The organism is Acinetobacter sp. YH12027 (assembly GCF_013420085.1).
Classification (GTDB): domain Bacteria; phylum Pseudomonadota; class Gammaproteobacteria; order Pseudomonadales; family Moraxellaceae; genus Acinetobacter; species Acinetobacter amyesii.
Genome location: NZ_VOYW01000016.1, coordinates 12,562 through 31,861, shown reverse-complemented (window position 1 = coordinate 31,861; position 19,300 = coordinate 12,562). Strand labels below are relative to the sequence as shown.

Sequence of the window (19,300 nt, the reverse complement as noted above, 5' to 3'; positions counted from 1 at the left end):
AACATATAACAGTACAGACTCATCTGTTATAAAAATATAATGCACAATTAATTTTACTGATATATTTATAACAGAATCTTGTCTTGTTGATGACTATGTATAAATCGGAACAGCTTGCTCAGCACCTACGTCAACTGATTGAAAATGGCACTTTAAAAGCGCACGAAAAGCTCCCGTCTTTGCGTGAACAAGTGCAGTTGTCCGGCTTTAGTTTAATCACAGTCATGAATGCTTATCAGGAGTTAGAATCGCGTGGCTTAATCTATGCACGTGAGAAATCTGGCTACTATGTGGCGCAAGGCTTAGTCGAAATAGAGGCTGAACAAACTCAAATCGTGTCCTTAAACACACCGGTTGAAATTAACTCACTAGTATTTAAGTATTTAAAATCAATACAAGATGAAAAAACCATTCCCTTGGGATCAGCTTTTCCAGCTCAAGACATTGTTTTTTCTAAAAAGTTAACCCAAATCATGGGGCAAATTTCCCGAAATTCCAAAAGTTACGATGCCATTGATAATCTTCCACCTGGTAATTTAGCCCTACGTAAGTTAATTGCACAGCGCTATTGCATGCAAGGCATTGCCACAGATCCAGAGGATATTGTGATTACCTCAGGCTGTATGGATGCACTGAATCTTTCCTTACAGGCAATAGCTTCACCGGGTGACTATATTGTGTTACAGCAAAATATTTTCTATGGCGCCTTGCAAGCTGCAGAGCGCTTAGGCCTTAAAGTGGTGACCTTACCTGAACATCCACAAGACGGTTTTGATTTAACCGCATTTGAACATATTTTAAAAACTTATCCCGTCAAGATCTGTTGGCTGATGCTGAATTCGCATAATCCTGTTGGCTTCACAGTGAGTGATGAAATCAAGCAAAAAATTGCCGTGTTATTACACCAATATCATGTGCATTTAATTGAGGACGATGTGTATGAGGAAATGCATTATGCCTCTAAGAAACCTGTTTCAATGAAATATTTTGACCAAAATAATATGGTCTTACATTGCTCTTCTTTTTCTAAAACGTTGGGCGCTGCATTTCGGGTCGGTTGGGTGCATGCGGGTAAATATTCTCAAGCGATTCAACACTTACAGCTTATGAGCACGATTTCCGTTAATACCTTATTGCAAAATGCCTTGGTGGAATTTATTTCAAATTATCATTATGAAAAACATTTAAGGGTCTTAAGAAAAAGTCTACAACAGCATAAATTACAGTTTTACCGTTATTTAGAAAGCCGCCTACCGACTGGATGCAAATTACAATATCATCCAAGTGGTTATTTTCTTTGGTTAAAACTACCGGAAAATGTTGAAAGTATGGCAGTCTATGAAGCCCTAATTCAACAGCAGATTGGCGTTGCTCCAGGCCGTTTATTTAATGTTGCGGAAGCCAAAACTCAATATATCCGTTTAAATTGTTCCTTTGCATGGAAGGATGAGATTCAACAGGCTTTAGATGCCCTCCTTAGTACAATCTCTGCACTTTCCTCAGATCAGACGAATATTTGACAATTTTTATTGTCATTATTATGCTCAAACAGATATTGTTCAAATACATATATTTGTTGTTGAGATAACAACGAATTCATTCAACATTTACCAAAATTCAAAAAACAAATAGGTTAGTTCATGGAAGATCACAAACACAGTCAACGCATACATGCCTTTAGTTCGGATGTACTCACAGATCTAGATGCTGTGGGGATTGCACAGCTCATCAAATCTAAAGAAGCCTCTGTACAGGAAATAACACAAGCGGCCATTGCACGTGCGGAACAAGTCAATCCGTATCTAAATGCCATTGAATTGGACTGTTTTCAGCGTGCTTTAGAGCAAAATCAATATGTTGAACATGGTCTATTTGCGGGCGTCCCTTTTTTCTTTAAAGATAATCTAGATTATCAAGGATTGCCATCACGCCATGGTTCAAAGGCCATAGGTTCAAAACCAGCCGATCGTAATCCTCAAATTAGCCAACAAATCTTAGATCAAGGGTTTGTCGTATTAGGAAAATCTAAGCTCCCTGAATTTGGTCTAAATGCCAGTACCGAATATAAAGATGGCTCAGCCACCTATAACCCTTGGAATCTAAGTTATTCCTGCGGCGCGTCTTCTGGCGGTTCTGCAGCTCTCGTTGCAGCCGGTGTAGTGCCGATTGCCCATGCCAATGATGGCGGTGGTTCGATTCGTATCCCTGCTGCATGCTGCGGTTTGATTGGATTAAAGCCTAGTCGTGGTCGTACTTATGACAGTGAAGCAGCAGGCTCTCTTCCGATTAATATCATCAGTGAAGGTGTCCTAACCCGTAGCATACGCGATACAGCGCATTTCTATGCAGGAATGGAGTCAAGTTATTACAATAAAAAACTGCCACGCATAGGCATGATTCATGGCCCTTCTAAACGTCGACTACGCATCGGTTTAGTCCCGCAATCGATTACAGGGCAAATAGATAGCGAAACAACTGCAACCTTAATGCATAGTGCAGCACTCTTGGAAAAATTAGGCCATCATGTTGAAGAACTTCAGTTACCTTTTGCCTTAAGCTTTGTTGAAGATTTTAGTGAATATTGGGGGATGTTATCCTTTTTACTGAGTACCTTTGGCAAGAAAATCTTTGGCGCTGACTTTAATCCAAAAGAGTTAGATCACTTAACCGTTGGTTTATCGAAGTTGTATAAAAAGAACTTTTATAAAACCCCGCTATTTCTGTATCGATTAAAGAAAATGCAGCAACAATATCGTGAAATCTTTAAGCATTATGACGTTTTGCTATCGCCTGTACTTGCACATACCACACCTAAAATTGGCTATTTGTCACCTCAATTACCGTTTGACCAGTTATTTGAGCGTATACAGAACTATGTGACATTTACACCTATCCAAAATGTGGTGGGTGCGCCGGGTATGTCGATTCCTATGGGAGAAACGCAAAACGACGGACTACCGATCAGTATGCAAATTTCAGCCGATGTCGGTGATGAAAAAACCTTGATCGAACTAGCGTATGAAATTGAAGAAGCTCAGCCATGGCGACGTATTCAAGATATGCCTCGTACTGCTTAACAACTCAATCAAAGATTTAAAAAAAGGGAGCTGATTGGCTCCCTTTTTTATTTTTAAATCCGCAGAATAAGGCTTTTTAAGGGATCACTGTATTTGAATACAAGATGCTTAATTAAAATGATACGTCAGTCCTGCATATACCGCCCGACCTTCACCCGGTGTTAAACGAGCAGGATCTTTGCCGGCATCGTTATAACCCGGTGTGACGGTAGATGCATATTTTTTATTAGCTATATTTCTGAAATCCAACCACGCCATATACTGTTTTTGCGGTTGTATATAACCGAACGATGCTCCCCAAATTTGCCAATCTTTTGTATAGACACTATTGGCATAGTCAGTTGCGACCTTTGCGGCATAAAGTGTATTGACCGCAGCATAAAAGCCTAAAGGATGTTCGTATTTAAGTTCAGCCTGATAGATATGTTTAGGTATTCCTGCAAGCTCATTTTTTCCAAATACCGCATCATTTTTATAGTGAAAATCATTCAAGGTATAGGCTTGTTTTAGTTGAACTTGTCCATATGTATCATTTTGCCAAAGTGAACTGTTTAAACCGACTTCAATCCCTTGATGGATGGTGTCTGAAGCATTTGATTCAGCAATAATCTTTTTAGGCTCTGATTGGATTTCAACGGCCAATAGTTCATTTTTAACCTGTGAATAGTAATATGCAATATTCCACTCACCCAGTGCATGTTGACCAAGCCCACCTAGTTCAAGAGTGTTCGCTGTCTGACTATTCAAATGTATCGGAGCACTTTGGCGTCCCGTTGCTGCGCCACTTTCGTCGGGGAACTTTTGATCCGAACCCCAAATTAAAGCCCAAGGATGTGGTGCTTCTAAGCTTCGACTGACATTGGCAAAGAGCTGAGTTTCAGGTTGGATTTGATATCGAAAACCAAGCGATGGCAGGACATTCCATTCACGAATATTTTCTTTATGACTTTGCACAGGCCATGTCACTTCACTTTCACGATGGGTGTACGCCAATGCAACTCGACTATCGAGCCAAAACTGTGGGTGTAGTGCCAAGGCATTGGCATAATGTAAAACATAGTCACCACCTTGGTAGGTGTAATGCCGCGTTTCTGTACCCGCAGCATAGGCGCCTTGCGCAACACGCAAACGTTCAACGACCTGACCAACTGGCAAATGCGTAGTACTACGAAAACCTAAAGTATTTTGGCTTTCATGCCCCCACAAGATTCGGTCAAATTGGTAGTTAAATAAGGTACTGATATCATCATAGTCAACATCAGTACTATACAACCCTTCTTGCAAATCCATCGGATAATGATGATAGGCCAGACCCAACTGTAAACGATCGCCCGAGTCCAAAGTCATATTGGTTTTATTCGCCAACCAAAGACTTCCCGGCTGCGGACGATTGTTTTTTAGCGAGATATTTAGGGCTACTGCTTGTTTTGGATTTTGTTCAATCTGTTGTTGGGTTAGACGTCCCGGCGTTTGGTGTTCAGTCTCTCGGTAACGCAGATAAAAACGTGTATCTAGGTTAGGGTTTATTTGATATCCCACATTGGCCGATATACCTTTGCTATGGCTTGAGGAATGATCTTGATAACCATCATCATCACTTTGTGTTAATGAAACATAATAGTCTAAGTCACCGATTTGTTGTCCTGAGCTGATTTCACTTTTTTGATAACCGTGGCTACCCATTTCATGATGCACTGACAGTTTTGCTGCATTATTTCCGGTTGGGCTGGTATAATTAATTAGACCACCCAAGCTTAATGCGCCACGTGTTAAACCATTAGCCCCTCGTAAAACCTCTATATGGTCTACCCACAGCGGCTCAAGCAGTTCATAAGGTGTTCCTCCTGGCCCTGTAAATGGCAAATCATCTAAGGTTACATACAACCCTGAAGCATGCGCCCCCGGTGCACGATTGATCCCCGAGCCACGTATCGACAGTTTCACCCCTTCATTTCCTGAAGATGCCGCGTAAATCCCCGGTTGATTTTTAAATAAATCAGCATTTGTTCGCTTCGGTATATCTTGAATGTCTGCTGCAACGATCGCATTGGTTGCACCATTTACTTTGGTTAGTGCTTTTTTTATTTGTTCATCCATTGAACTTTGTTCAACGTTGATGATAATTTCAGGTAATACATTGCTATCTGCAACACTATATGGTGCCATCGCGGTGAGCATCATCAGGCTTAAAAGCTTAAGTGACGTGTTGTTATATTTGGAAAATTGAGGGACATCCATGATTGCGTCTTCTAAGTGAAACGAAATTGACGGCAAGGATTGTAGTGTGTTTTATCGTCATGTATGTATCAAAATATTTCAAAATTCATGATTTTTATCAATATCCTTCTTCGTATTTTTATATTCAAATGATTTGTTAAATGAAATAAAACAGATAATTATATTTTTTAGTCAAAAATAAAAGTTTCTAAATAAGATAAAAGCCCTCAATCGATAAAGATCAAGGGCATGTATGGATTGAGAGCACGCATTGAAAGATTGTCGGAAAGTCAGATGTCAAAACCTGAACATACTTTCAATCACGCTCTCGTTAAATTGATATTGAAATTTCTAAGGCAATTTAAATTAAACAATTCTCTGTAACGGCATTAGAAGTTGTACATCGCGACCGCATTGATTCGGTTATCTTCACCCTTAGTACTGCCATTTGGCGCAGCACCAAAAGCTTCACGTTCACCATAGACATATTCCAGACCTAAACTAATCGGCTTAACAGGGCTGTAAAATACATTTGCCCATGCTTGCCACAAGTTTTTATTGGCCTTGGTTTTATCGACTAATGAATTGACATAATCTGCATTATTATCTGCTTTCATATAACCATAGCCCAATGTTCCGCGCCATTGTGTTGAAATTTGTTGAGTTAAACCTACTGTAATCGAGTCAAATTCATTGGTTGCGATGATGTCTTTATCCGCATTAGTGACAAAGCCTTGGTTGGTCCATGACACAAAACTACTGTCGCCTTTGACATGGTAATAATCCGCCTTGAGCACTGTTTTATCCGTCAAATCTAGTTTTGCGCCCAGACCAAGCCCCCATGCGGTTTCTGTATCCGTATCCGTTTTCTTTTCAGCACCCATCGCACGTGCGCTCAACATGAGTGTATCTGTCATTTTATGGTTTAAACGCGCTGTTAATGCAGGCAAACGCATATTTGAGCTGTCATCCTTAGAATCTTCTGCGGCAAGTACTAGATTTGTCTCAGGACTAAATTTGTGACTATAGCGAACTTGCGGTGTACGTTTAACAGCACCACCGACATAGCCCAATGCATCAATGGTTTCAGGCATATAATCAGGTACAGCAAAGTTAGACCATGTTTGCCCCACCAACCAATCACCATAGGTCAAATAGGCATGACGAATCCGCAGTCCATCATTCGCACCCAAAAAGTCGACTTCAATTTTACCGCCTACATCGCCCACTTGAGTCGGCGTTTTAAAGTCTAGTCCTAAACGTGTGGCAGCAAGTGTTGCTTTTAAACGATCTGAACTTTCAGCATTCCCTTCTAGCGGAACACTATTCATTTGGTTATACAGGCGAGATAAGCTGCCGCCTTCTGCCTGATAAGATGCATCTGCACGCACATTGCCATACAAGTTAAACTCAGCGCCCGATTTGGTATTTAAACTCAGGCTCGGTGTTTGAGTCGTTTTTTGAGTCTGTGCAGCAACTACAGGTCGTTGTTTTACATCTTTGATTTCACTCGACAAGGTGTTTTGTTGTTGAACATATTGCTGCATCATGGCTTTTAACGCTTTGACTTCTTCACGCAACTGTTCAACTTCAGCCTCGCTGACTGCCGCATGTGTCCACATGGGGAACACAGCTGCACAAGCCAGTAGCATCGGTTTAATTTTAAAGGTTTTTTTGACTAAATTTAGCTTTTGAGTTTTCATCCTGACCTCGATTTGGGCGATGCCCTTTCCTTATTTTTTGTCACAATTCCCACTAGCCCTCATGCTGTGCATCAGGCCTGGAAACTAAAATTTTGGGGTAATGTTAAATCTTTAAATACCGGCTTAATTCGCTGGATTTTTAATGGCTTGTGTATTGATCTTTCGTGATTGACCTTGAGTAGATGCCTCTACTGACGCTTGCAAATTCACCATAAAGATCGCTAAAGCAGCAATGACACCGGGAATGGCTATCACCAAGAAGTTCATTTGATGCGGCAAATTCATGGTTAACAGTGCCCCTGTAAGCACAGGTCCAACGATTGCACCAATTCGTCCAATACCCGATGCCCAGCCCATACCTGTAGAACGTACCGTGGTTGGGTAGTATTGTGCGACAAAGGTATAAAGTAGGATTTGCGAACCGATGGTAGCTGCGCCTGCTACAGCAATTAAGGTATACAGAACCATTTGCGGACTGTTAAAGCCCAGTAAGATTAAAGCCAATGCGCCACACATGAACATGATGCTTAGTACTTTCTTGATATGGAATCGGTCTGCCAAAGCACCACCACCAATAGCACCTACCATTCCACCAATATTCAGTGCAAAGAGGAAAATCATACTTGCACCTAGCGAATAGCCAGCTTGAATCATCAATTTTGGTAACCAACTTCCAAGTGCATAAACCATCAATAAGCACATGAAAAATGCAATCCAGAACATGAACGTACTGAAACTACGGCCTTGTTGAAATAATGCTTTTAACGGAGCGTTGTCTTCTTCAGAAACCTCATTGAGTACAAATTGAGTATCTGTTGTGAGGACTTGTTCAGGGGCAATTTTTGAGACAATCGTTCGAGTCGTATCTGTTTGATGCTTTGAGGTTAAATACATCAATGACTCAGGGAGGAATTTCCAGATTAAAGGCAATGCAAGACATGGAATAATCGCAATATAAAACATGATTTTCCAGCCATATACAGGCACTAACCAAGCTCCCAATAATGCTGAAGCCATACCACCAATGGCATAACCACTAAACATCAGTGCAACCAAGGTACTACGTATACGTTTTGGTGCGTATTCTGTCATTAACGCCACAACGTTCGGCATAACGCCACCGATGCCTAGACCGGCAAGAAAGCGTAAAATACCAAACTCGACTGGCGTACTTGCAAAAGCGCCGCAGAAGGTAAAACCACTAAAAATACTGACACAGATCATAATGGTTTTTTTACGACCAATTTTATCGGACAGTGTGCCAAAACACATGGCACCAAACATCATGCCAAATAAAGCCGTACTTGCCAGTAAGCCGGCTTGTACCGCAGATAATGACCACTCTTGCATCAACAACGGTAAGGCAACGCCATAGATCACCAAGTCATAACCATCAAAAATAATAATCAAAAGACACCAAATTAAAACACCCCAATGAAATGGCGTAAATTTGGCTTCATCAACCAAGGTATTAATATTAATTTTCTGGTTTTGCATAGCCCACCTCCTAATTGTGAAGCTTGTAAAATTCGCTTTTCACAATGAATAAGTCGGTGCTTAATGTCCAAAACCGATTAGGCATGTTTGTATACCTAAAAAGTTGAATACAAATTAATCCCTTGATTCCGCTTTATTTAAATAGATCTTTTCATAAGTGCAGTTCATCTGAACGTCTAGCGACAGCATACTCAAAACACAGCACGATCATATGGAATCGCTTCTAAATCATACACTTGATAAACACTATCAAATAAACCACGAATATCTTCGCTTTCATCCATATTACGCACAGCCATAAATACAGGGCTAATCGCGGCTTCATCTAAGATCGGAACAAAGGTTAAATGTGTTAATTGCACACTTTGGGCACTCATTGGGGTGATACAAACCCCTTCGTTCGCTGCAACAAAGCCTAGTGCCAGTTGTAATTCACGTACTTCACGTACTTTTTTAGGTTCCAGACCATACTCTGAAAATATGCCACGCACTTGGGTCGAAAAGTTTGGTTTGTTGTGATTTGGATAAAAAATCAATTGCTGATCGATCAGATCTGCAAGATATATACCTTCCTTTTTTTGTGCCAAAGGATGACTAGCGTGTAAGGCAACTACTAAGCGTTCTTCACGCAGTAAAACCCGTTTAATTGCAGAGTCTGAAATACGCAAACGCCCAAAGCCGACATCTATACGACCTTCCTTTAATGCTTTGATTTGTTCTGTGGTGGCCATTTCCTCCATTTCTATTTTTAAATGTGGATGTTGTTGTTTAAATAAGTACAAAATATTCGAGAGTAAACCAAACAATAAAGAGCTCACAAAACCGATTGTCACTGTTCTTTCTGTCAAACCGATTCGTTTCGTCATTGATTTAATTTCTTCTGCATTAGACAAAAGTTTTAAAGCATGATGATAAAAAAATTGGCCTGCTTCTGTAGTCTTAAGCGGACGGCTACCGCGTTCAAATAACTGAATTCCAAGCTCATGTTCCAAATTTTGAATCTGCCGACTCAAAGGTGGTTGAGCTATATATAGTTTTTCTGCCGCTTTGGTAAAACTCTGCTCTTCAACCACCGCGACAAAGTATCTTAAGTGTCTTAGTTCCATGGTTATCGATACCTATTAAGTATAATAAAATGCAAATTTGATCTTCGACGTGAAGATTTTATTCTTTTAAGGTATATCACATAGACAGGATTAAGCAAATTTAATCCCATCCAACAGATCAAAAACATCGTGCAGCCCATACCTGAAAGAAACTTCAGCTGCTACACGAAACAACTTAAAAAGTATTGTTAGACAACCAAACAAGGAACGTGGCAGCCAAAGACCTCTTTTATCGAGTGATAGCCACCCATACTTAAATGCATACTTAAGGAGATATAGTATGAACCGTCAAGAGATTGATGTTCTGGTTAAACAAATGAACGTAGATACAGCAACAGGGCCTGTTGACCAACGTGTACAGCAAGTTGTGGTACGTTTATTGGGTGATTTATTCCAAGCGATTGAAGATCTGGATATTACTCAAACTGAACTATGGAAAGGTCTAGAGTATTTTACAGACGCGGGTCAAGCAAACGAATTAGGTCTTTTAGCCGCAGGTTTAGGTTTAGAGCACTATCTTGATTTACGTGCGGATGAAGCTGATGCGAAAGCAGGTATTACAGGTGGTACACCACGTACCATTGAAGGCCCTTTATATGTGGCTGGCGCACCTGAATCAGTGGGCTTTGCTCGTATGGATGATGGTACGGAAACCGATAAAATTCCAACACTGTTTATTGAAGGTACAGTAACGGATACCGAAGGCAACATCATTGAAGGCGCTAAAGTTGAAATTTGGCATGCCAACAGCCTAGGTAACTATTCTTTCTTTGATAAGTCTCAATCTGACTTCAACCTTCGCCGTACGATTCTTTCTGACCAAGACGGAAAATATGTTGCACAAACCACGATGCCCGTTGGTTATGGCTGTCCTCCAGAAGGCACAACTCAATTTGTTTTAGACAAATTAGGCCGTCATGGTAACCGTCCATCACATGTACATTATTTTATCTCTGCACCGGGTTACCGCAAGCTAACCACTCAATTCAACATCGAAGGTGACAAATACCTTTGGGACGACTTTGCCTTTGCAACTCGTGATGGTCTGGTGGCAACTGCTGTTGATATCACAGACGAAGCTGAAATTGCACGTCGTGGTCTAAACCAACCGTTTAAGCACATTAGCTTTAATGTTGAGTTAGTTAAAGAACAAGCTGCTGCACCAAATACTGAAGTAGATCGTCGACGCGCTAGCGCTTAATTACTCACTCAAAGGAAGCCGAGCTGTCTCATCCAAGTTTGACAACTCGGCGACTATCCCCTCATTGGACAGTCGGAGAATGGACATGCCACGTATTCCTGTAATTAACACCAGCCATCTAGATCGTATTGATGAACTTCTTGTCGATAATTTTGACACTGGTGAATTTAAACTGCACCGCTCAGTATTTACCGATCAAGCGTTATTTGATCTTGAAATGAAATACATTTTTGAAGGTAACTGGGTGTATTTGGCACATGAAAGCCAAATTCCAAATAACAATGATTATTACACGACTCATATCGGTCGCCAGCCCATTATCATTGCACGTAACCGTAATGGTGAACTGAATGCCATGATCAATGCCTGCTCACACCGTGGCGCACAGTTATGTCGTTATAAAAAAGGCAATAAAGCAACCTACACCTGTCCATTCCATGGTTGGACTTTTAATAACTCAGGTAAATTGCTCAAAGTTAAAGACCCTGCCGAAGCGGGTTATTCAGATTGCTTTAACCAAAATGGTTCACATGACTTGAAAAAAGTCGCGCGCTTTGAAAGTTATAAAGGCTTTTTATTTGGTAGCTTAAATCCTGATGTGCCAAGCCTTGAAGAATTCTTAGGTGAAACCACCAAAATTATCGACATGATCGAAGGTCAGTCGGAAAATGGTTTAGAAGTTTTACGTGGTTCATCTACCTATACCTATGAAGGTAACTGGAAACTGACAGCTGAAAATGGCGCAGATGGCTATCACGTTTCAGCCGTGCATTGGAACTATGCAGCCACCACACAGCACCGTAAAGAAGCACAAGCAGCGGATAATATTCGTGCTATGAGTGCGGGTTCTTGGGGCAAGCAAGGCGGTGGTTCTTATGGTTTTGACAGTGGTCACATGTTGTTATGGACGCAATGGGCTAACCCAGAAGACCGTCCAAACTTTAGCAAAGCCGATGAATATACCGAAAAATTCGGCGCACCGATGTCGAAATGGATGATCGAGCGTTCACGTAACCTATGTCTTTATCCAAACGTCTATTTGATGGATCAATTCGGTTCACAAATTCGAGTTTTACGCCCGATTTCTGTCAATAAAACTGAAGTCACCATTTACTGTATCGCCCCTGTCGGTGAAGAGCCAGAAGCACGTACACGTCGTATTCGTCAATATGAAGACTTCTTTAATGCTTCAGGCATGGCAACACCTGACGATTTAGAAGAATTCCGTGCCTGCCAAGCAGGTTATGCAGGGATTGAACTGGAATGGAACGACATGTGCCGTGGTTCAAAACACTGGATTCATGGACCGGATGATGCAGCCAATGAAATTGGATTAAAACCGCTATTAAGTGGCATCAAAACCGAAGATGAAGGTCTTTACCTTGCTCAGCATCAATATTGGTTAAAAACCATGAAACATGCCATTGCTGAAGAAAAAGAATTGGCAGAACAAGTCGCAAATGAACAAGGAGATGTCGCATGAATGCAACTGCACATTTAGACAGCGTAAGCATTGAAGCTGTATCTCAGTTCCTCTACCGTGAAGCGCGTTTTTTAGATGATGAACAGTGGGATGAATGGCTAGCGTGCTATGCCCCAACTGCATCATTTTGGATGCCAGCTTGGGATGACGACGACCGCCTAACGGAAGATCCGCAGTCTGAGATTTCTTTGATTTATTATCCAGACCGCCAAGGTTTAGAAGACCGTGTCTTCCGCATTAAAACTGAGCGTTCATCTGCCACGATGCCGGATACACGAACTAGCCATAACATTAATAATGTCGAGATTATTGAACGTGATGGCAACAAAGTAACGGTGCGTTTTAACTGGAACACCTTAAGTTTCCGCTACAAAACCAACTATAGCTACTTTGGCATGTCACGTTATGAAATTGATTTTTCAGGTGAGCAGCCAAAAATCCTCAGCAAATATGTTGTTCTGAAAAACGATTATATCAACCAAGTTATTGATATTTATCACCTCTAAAAGCTTATTTCACTAAGCAAGTTTTTACTTTCAGCCAGAAGGATATTTGGCTGAAAGGACACGTTATACCAGATTTTCAAAAGGATATTCAGCCATGTCAAACCATAATGTTGCACTTCAATTTGAAGATGGCGTTACTCGTTTTATTAGTGTTGCTCAAGGTGAAACCCTATCCGACGCAGCCTATCGTCAAAAAATCAATATCCCTCTAGATTGCCGTGATGGCGCATGTGGGACATGCCGTGCATTTTGTGAGTCGGGTACTTACGACATGCCTGAAGAATCTTATATCGAAGACGCTTTAACCCCCGAAGAAGCAGAGCAAGGTTATATTTTAGCTTGCCAATGTCGTCCTAGTTCAGATGCGGTTTTCCAAATCAGTGCATCATCTGACGTGTGTAAAACTGAAATTCATGAGTTTCAAGGTACATTGTCTCGTGTTGAAAATATGTCGGATTCTACGATTACCTTTGATATTCAACTGGATGAAGATCAACCTGACATTAACTTCTTGGCAGGTCAATACGTCAATGTCGGCATTCCGGGGACTGAAGAAACTCGTTCGTATTCGTTTAGTTCAAAGCCGGGCAATCGTTTAACAGGCTTCGTGGTTCGTAATGTCCCTGAAGGAAAAATGAGTACCTTCCTGAGTGCCGATGCGAAAGCCGGCGACAAAATGACCTTCAAAGGTCCTTTTGGTAGTTTTTATCTGCGTAATGTCGTCCGCCCTGTGGTCATGCTTGCAGGTGGTACAGGTATTGCGCCGTTTATGTCCATGTTACAAGTGCTTGAAGAAAAAGGTTCTGAACAACCTGTTCGTCTTGTATTTGGCGTAACCAATGACTTTGACATCGTGGCAAAAGACAAGCTCGATGAATTACAAAGCGAACTCCCTTGGTTCGAATACCGTACTGTGGTCGCTCACCCTGAGTCACAGCATGAACGTAAAGGCTATGTGACCAGTCATGTTGAAAAAGATTGGTTAAACAACGGCGATGTAGATATTTATCTCTGTGGTCCTGTGCCGATGGTTGAAGCTGTACGTGGCTGGTTAGATACCGAAGGCGTTAAACCTGCAAACTTCTTGTTTGAAAAATTCTCAGCGAATTAAGGGAGAATAGTTTAATGTCAGAACAAGCCAGATTTAGCAATAAAGTTGTCATTGTAACCGGTGCCGCTCAAGGTATCGGTCGTGGAGTCGCACTACAAGTGGCCCGAGAAGGCGCTCAAGTGGTATTGGCAGATCTTTCAGATTTTGTTGAAGATACGCTGAACGATATTCAAGCCCATAATGGCGATGCCATTATTGTTAAAGCCAATCTTGAAACATATTCAGGCGCTCAATTAGTTGCTACCCAAGCCATTAAAAAATATGGCCGAATTGATATCTTGATCAATAACGTCGGAGGTGCGATTTGGATGAAGCCCTTCCAAGAGTTTTCAGAAGAAGAAATCATTAAGGAAGTTAATCGTTCATTATTTCCAACTATGTGGTGCTGCCGAGCCGTGTTACCTGAAATGATTCAAAATCAGCAAGGGACGATTGTAAATGTATCTTCTATTGCAACCCGTGGTATTAACCGTGTGCCATATTCAGCGTCAAAAGGTGGGGTCAATGGCTTAACCGCTGCTCTTGCTTTTGAGCATGCAAAAGATGGTATTCGAGTCAATGCCGTAGCCACAGGTGGCACAGAAGCACCACCACGAAAAGTACCTAGAAACGCCAACCCATTGTCAGATCATGAAAAACAATGGATGCAAGACGTGGTCGATCAAACCATTGACCGCACATTCTTAGGCCGTTATGGCACAATTCAGGAACAAGTCAATGCCATCTTATTTTTGGCATCCGATGATTCATCTTATATGACAGGAACAGTCGTCCCTGTTGGTGGTGGAGATCAAGGTTAATCTCTAAAAATCATTGGTTAAATTCAACAGGCTCATTGACATAGTCGCATGGAGGCAAAAGCGATGGCACCCCTGTTAAAAACATTAAAAGAAGATTGGTCGATCTCAGCGACGGTTGCAGGATTTTTAGCCGTGCTGATTTCATATTCAGGCCCACTAATTATTTTTTTCCAAGCCGCACAAAAAGCTCAAGTTTCCCCAGCCATGATGATTTCATGGATTTGGGGGATTTCTATTGGTGCTGCGCTGGCGGGTATTTATCTCTCTATTAAATATAAAACCCCGGTGATTACCGCGTGGTCAGCGCCCGGTACGGCTCTTTTAGTCACCCTATTTCCGAATATTTCACTGAATGAAGCCATAGCGGCTTATATCACATCCGCTATCGTTATATTTTTGATTGGCATCACCGGCTATTTTGACAAACTCTTAAAATGGATTCCTCAAGATGTCGCTGCGGGAATGATGGCAGGTATTTTATTTCAGTTTGGGCTTGGACTGTTCACTGCTACAGATAGTATGCCGATCATTGTCTTTGGCATGTTATTGGTCTTTCTTTTTTCGAAAAGACTATCGCCACGCTACGCGATGATTTGGGTCTTACTGACTGGAGTCGTTTTGAGTTTTTCATTAGGAAAAATTAATCCTGTTGATGTGAATTTTCAACTCGCTATACCGCAGTTTATTGCCCCAATTTGGACTTGGAACTCAACTTTAAATTTGGCGATTCCCTTAATCTTAGTCAGTCTGAGTGGTCAATTTCTTCCGGGGATGGCGATCATGAAACTCAGTGGATATGACACGCCAGCTAAGCCCATTATTACAGCGACCAGTATTGCCTCGCTCGCTGTAGCATGTGTCGGAGGCATTACTATTGTTTTAGCGTCTATCACCGCAGCCATGTGTATGGGCAAAGATGCACATGAACTTAAAGAAAAACGCTATATAGCCGGTATTGCCAATGGTATTTTTTATATTTTAGGCGGCTTATTTGCAGGCAGCATTGTCATGTTATTTAGCCTATTACCTAAAGAGTTGGTCGCTGCACTTGCAGGTCTAGCGTTATTAGGTGCGATTGGAACAAATATGTCGGTTGCAATGAAAAATGAGGCCAACCGTGATGCAGCGCTGATCACCTTTTTAGCGACAGCCTCAGGTATGCATTTTTTAGGGCTAAGCTCGGTTTTTTGGGGGATTTGTATCGGTGTTGCGGCACATGTCATTTTGACCAACCGTGTAACTACACAAGCGCCAATGACAACGACTCAAGATTCTAAAAGTTCATAATATCCAAACGCATTGCTAATACAAAGAAGATGGAAAATTACATCTTCTTTGTTTAATCGAAAACTCAATTTTTTGATTTTCTTGTCATTTAAACTTAAAAATTCAATATTCGAAATTAAGAGCTCTATAGGATAAAAAAGGGATCATGTTGCATCATCCCTTTTTTACTTATCTTTGAATTATTTACGTTTTTTCTTACCACTAAGTAGATCTATGGCTTGGGCATAACGTGTAGGTGCAATTCGCTGAATTAAATCAATAATTTTGGCATCATTACCAATTAAAACTCGACGTTTATTCTGCTTTACCGCATCTAAAATGACTTTTGCTGCGACTTCAGGCGGTGTTTTTAGCACTTTATTAAATGCTTTGGTTGCCCTATCTGGGTTCATCCCTAACGCACGAATACTGTCACTCATACGCGCGCTATTTGCAATATTGGTTCGAATCCCACCCGGATGCACGCAAGTTGCGCTGACTCCAGCATTTTCCAAGTCTAATTCTTGGCGTAAAGATTCAGTAAAACCTCGTACCGCAAACTTCGTTGCATTATAGGCACTTTGAGTCGGTTGAGCCGTCAAACCAAATAAGCTGGAAATATTAACTATATGTCCATCGCCACTTTGTTTTAAATACGGTAAAAATGCTTTTGTCCCATATACCACGCCCCAGAAATTAATATTCATAATCCACTCAATTTCATCATAATGCATACCTTCTACAGTACTGGCTAACGCGACACCTGCATTATTAAAGATCAAATTGACCTGGCCAAATTCAGCTTGGGTTGCAGCCGCCCATTGCTCTACAGCGGCACGATCAGACACATCTAATTGGGTCTGAATTATTTTCATACCGGTGTACTTAATCATTTCAGCCGTTTGTGCAAGACCGTCAAGGTTGCGATCACTTAATGCTAGATGCGCACCTGATTGAGCCAGTTGAATGGCTAACTGCTGCCCAATACCTGAACCTGCTCCAGTAATGGCTGCGACTTTGTTGTTAAAATTTTTCATCGTTATTCCTATACACACTTAATCTCGTTCAGTGAACAAGCTGCATTTTCATATTATTCATAACACAAGCTTAACGAGAACTGATCTATGAATGAAATGATTTTATTTAATTGTAAAATATGAATGCTATACATAGCTCTTTAGCGTTATTGCTTCAAATCAAATTAATGTAATTCAACATGATTAGAGCAAAAATTAAAAGCTTTAATGAGCCTTTTAGCTCCGGCTTTTTTTGGGATTGTAGCTCTAAATTTTTCAGCTCAAACAGCGTTTGATATTTATAAAAGTGATACAAATCCCAAATGTTATAAACAAAGCTCAACATTTATTCTATTTTTCTACACGATCCAGATTCTACATATTCAAAATCAGTATATAAAATCCACAATATATACTTATTTTTTTGTGAATATAGCCCTTGAAGACAACAAGGCTGATGCTTTGTAATTTTCCAAGTCTTGTGTATCCACCCTTTGGGAGATCAGGGATGCACATCTCTTACTATGTTCAATAGAGGTTCTAAAATGATAAAAACAACTCTTAGCCTAATCGGTTTGTCACTGGTGTCTAGCTTAGCTTTGGCTGCTGATCCATTGCATGGTACTAAATGGAAAACCATCGATGACCAAACCAAAAAACCTTTATCTGTAGTTCAATTTAATGAAACATCAAAGGGCGTTTTATCTGCAAAAATCGTTGATGTACTCACCCCGGGTGAAGCAGAAAACTGCCAAAAATGTGTAGGTAAATTCCACAATAAACCACTACTCGGTGTGCAAATCGTGAATGGTTTGAAAAATACCGGTAAAAATACCTATGACGGCGGTAAAATTACTGACCCGAAAAATGGTAAAACTTATAGCTTCAATGCAAAAATGTCGAATGACGGTAAGACCTTGAATGGTCGTGGCTATATTGGAGTATCCGCGCTTGGACGCAGCCAGACATGGATACGTGTAAACTAATCCGTATCGTACAAATTCAAAAAGCGACTCGATTGAGTCGCTTTTTTGCATGAAAATTTCAAATTTAAAAATTTTGGAATTTATATATTAAACGGTATAACGTTTGCTTAACCCCCATTCAGCTAATATGCGACGATAGGTTGTCGATGATCGATCTGCTTCGAAATGCGCCTCCATACTAATATCCAGTGGCAATTCCTCTGGTTTTTGACTTTCCACCATGTCCTGATCTTCAGCAAAAATTTGTGCATTAAAATCATAGACCGCTTGCAAATCGCCAGTGGTATCAAAATTACGAGTTAAAGGCACAAATAAACGGGTTTTATTATGCGATACAGGACAACAAGCATTTAAGATTTTTAACACCCCATTTTCAGGAAAATCGATGGTTAAAATTGCAGAAAATGGCGGATAGACATCAAACGTTCTTTTCCATAAAAAATCTTCTGGCGCTAAATGTTGTAAGCCATGCGGATAATTACTCACATCACTGAGATATTCTGTATGTAGTCCATAGTCTGTACGCACTGTCGAATATTTTTTCACTTTGGGGTTTTCACGGTCTGCAAAGCTCTCATGATGCACCCATGCGAAATGTGCAACATCAATAAAGCCTTCGAGCTGACGTCCACTTGAACCACCAATATCTACATAAGGTGGCAATATAGATTGGTGCTGCTCGTTATCCCACGTGTCTAAATCTGGAAAATTGGCCGTAGATTCATCGCGATTAAATAAACTGGTCCACACCAATCCATATTTCAATACAACTGGAAATTTAGTTAATGAAAAACGCTCTGAAATTTGAGTCAGCTCTGGCTGTGCGGGAATTTTTACACACCTTCCTGCGCCGTTATAATGTAAACCATGATATGGACAAATGATGTCTTCACCCTTGACCCAGCCTTTAGTTAATGGCACCCCTCGATGTGGACAAATGTCACGAACCAAATGAATTTTTCCACTTTCAGTTTGATATAACGCCATTTTTACATCGAGTAATTGCACTTGTTGCGGTTCAGTCGAAACATCTTCTACACGTGCAACGGGATACCAATGCTGCGCCAAAATATTCCAGTCGTTGGCATCAAATGTACTGCACTGAGGTTGGGTAAATAAATTGAGTACTGGAATGGCATTCATAGTTCATCTCGACATTTTCAATATTTCTTTAGCATTTAGCACTATTTAAATTTTGCTAAATCCTTATTTTCTAAGTCGAAATTAAAATCTAAACACATTTCTGTCTATTAGAATGATTTGCATAGATTGTTCTGTTTTTTAGAACAATAAGCATTGATCTCTGCACGATTTGATAAAGCTGGCATGAA

The 19,300-nt window shown here is 40.7% G+C and carries 15 protein-coding genes; 9 read left to right on the top strand and 6 right to left on the bottom strand.

Features of this window, described 5'->3' with window-relative positions; genetic code table 11:
• Nucleotides 1-95 precede the first annotated feature (95 nt).
• Nucleotides 96-1,520 carry a PLP-dependent aminotransferase family protein gene (locus FTT94_RS07650; protein ID WP_180109357.1) on the top strand — a complete coding sequence of 475 codons (1,425 nt, stop codon included), beginning with the start codon at nt 96-98 and terminating at the stop codon, nt 1,518-1,520.
• Nucleotides 1,521-1,640: 120 nt separating this feature from the next.
• Complete coding sequence (locus tag FTT94_RS07645) at nt 1,641-3,077, top strand: amidase (RefSeq protein WP_180170531.1); 1,437 nt, start codon at nt 1,641-1,643, stop codon at nt 3,075-3,077.
• A 108-nt stretch (nt 3,078-3,185) separates the two neighbouring features.
• Here the strand turns inward: FTT94_RS07645 and FTT94_RS07640 are convergent, their stop codons facing one another.
• The 4 genes from FTT94_RS07640 to FTT94_RS07625 all read right to left on the bottom strand — a co-directional run bounded on the left by FTT94_RS07640 (nt 3,186) and on the right by FTT94_RS07625 (nt 9,600).
• A complete protein-coding gene (locus FTT94_RS07640; RefSeq protein WP_180170530.1) occupies nt 3,186-5,315 on the bottom strand; it encodes a TonB-dependent receptor domain-containing protein in 2,130 nt (709 codons plus the stop codon).
• 368 nt (nt 5,316-5,683) lie between these two features.
• Nucleotides 5,684-6,997 carry a DcaP family trimeric outer membrane transporter gene (locus FTT94_RS07635; RefSeq protein ID WP_180170529.1) on the bottom strand — a complete coding sequence of 438 codons (1,314 nt, stop codon included), beginning with the start codon at nt 6,995-6,997 and terminating at the stop codon, nt 5,684-5,686.
• 123 nt (nt 6,998-7,120) lie between these two features.
• Nucleotides 7,121-8,494 carry an MFS transporter gene (locus tag FTT94_RS07630; RefSeq protein ID WP_180170528.1) on the bottom strand — a complete coding sequence of 458 codons (1,374 nt, stop codon included), beginning with the start codon at nt 8,492-8,494 and terminating at the stop codon, nt 7,121-7,123.
• 191 nt (nt 8,495-8,685) lie between these two features.
• Complete coding sequence (locus tag FTT94_RS07625) at nt 8,686-9,600, bottom strand: LysR family transcriptional regulator (protein WP_180170527.1); 915 nt, start codon at nt 9,598-9,600, stop codon at nt 8,686-8,688.
• Between the two features lie 280 nt (nt 9,601-9,880).
• Here FTT94_RS07625 and catA point away from each other — a divergent pair, with 280 nt between their 5' ends.
• The 6 genes from catA (at nt 9,881) to benE (ending at nt 15,988) form a co-directional block, all read left to right on the top strand.
• The gene (gene catA, locus FTT94_RS07620) at nt 9,881-10,801 is read left to right on the top strand and encodes a catechol 1,2-dioxygenase (protein ID WP_078193335.1); all 921 of its coding nucleotides are present in this window, start codon (nt 9,881-9,883) and stop codon (nt 10,799-10,801) included.
• Between the two features lie 85 nt (nt 10,802-10,886).
• On the top strand, nt 10,887-12,284 hold the full coding sequence (benA, locus tag FTT94_RS07615) for a benzoate 1,2-dioxygenase large subunit (protein ID WP_180027181.1): 1,398 nt from the start codon (nt 10,887-10,889) through the stop codon (nt 12,282-12,284).
• Complete coding sequence (gene benB, locus FTT94_RS07610) at nt 12,281-12,790, top strand: benzoate 1,2-dioxygenase small subunit (RefSeq protein WP_180111504.1); 510 nt, start codon at nt 12,281-12,283, stop codon at nt 12,788-12,790. Before benA ends, benB begins: the two co-directional genes overlap by 4 nt.
• A gap of 94 nt (nt 12,791-12,884) precedes the next feature.
• Nucleotides 12,885-13,901, top strand: a complete 1,017-nt coding sequence (benC, locus tag FTT94_RS07605; protein WP_180022863.1) for a benzoate 1,2-dioxygenase electron transfer component BenC — start codon at nt 12,885-12,887, stop codon at nt 13,899-13,901.
• A gap of 14 nt (nt 13,902-13,915) precedes the next feature.
• On the top strand, nt 13,916-14,701 hold the full coding sequence (gene benD / locus FTT94_RS07600) for a benzoate diol dehydrogenase BenD (RefSeq protein ID WP_180073801.1): 786 nt from the start codon (nt 13,916-13,918) through the stop codon (nt 14,699-14,701).
• 63 nt (nt 14,702-14,764) lie between these two features.
• Nucleotides 14,765-15,988 (top strand): benzoate/H(+) symporter BenE, encoded by a 1,224-nt coding sequence (benE, locus tag FTT94_RS07595; protein ID WP_180111500.1) that lies wholly within the window; start codon nt 14,765-14,767, stop codon nt 15,986-15,988.
• 179 nt (nt 15,989-16,167) lie between these two features.
• Here benE and FTT94_RS07590 read toward each other — a convergent pair whose 3' ends face one another.
• Nucleotides 16,168-17,004, bottom strand: a complete 837-nt coding sequence (locus tag FTT94_RS07590; protein WP_180170526.1) for an SDR family oxidoreductase — start codon at nt 17,002-17,004, stop codon at nt 16,168-16,170.
• Nucleotides 17,005-17,528: 524 nt separating this feature from the next.
• Here FTT94_RS07590 and FTT94_RS07585 point away from each other — a divergent pair.
• On the top strand, nt 17,529-17,969 hold the full coding sequence (locus FTT94_RS07585; protein ID WP_168379617.1) for a DUF2147 domain-containing protein: 441 nt from the start codon (nt 17,529-17,531) through the stop codon (nt 17,967-17,969).
• 87 nt (nt 17,970-18,056) lie between these two features.
• On the opposite strand, the gene FTT94_RS07580 is transcribed toward FTT94_RS07585, so the two are convergent.
• A complete protein-coding gene (locus FTT94_RS07580) occupies nt 18,057-19,112 on the bottom strand; it encodes an aromatic ring-hydroxylating dioxygenase subunit alpha (protein WP_180050827.1) in 1,056 nt (351 codons plus the stop codon).
• Between the last annotated feature and the right edge of the window lie 188 nt (nt 19,113-19,300).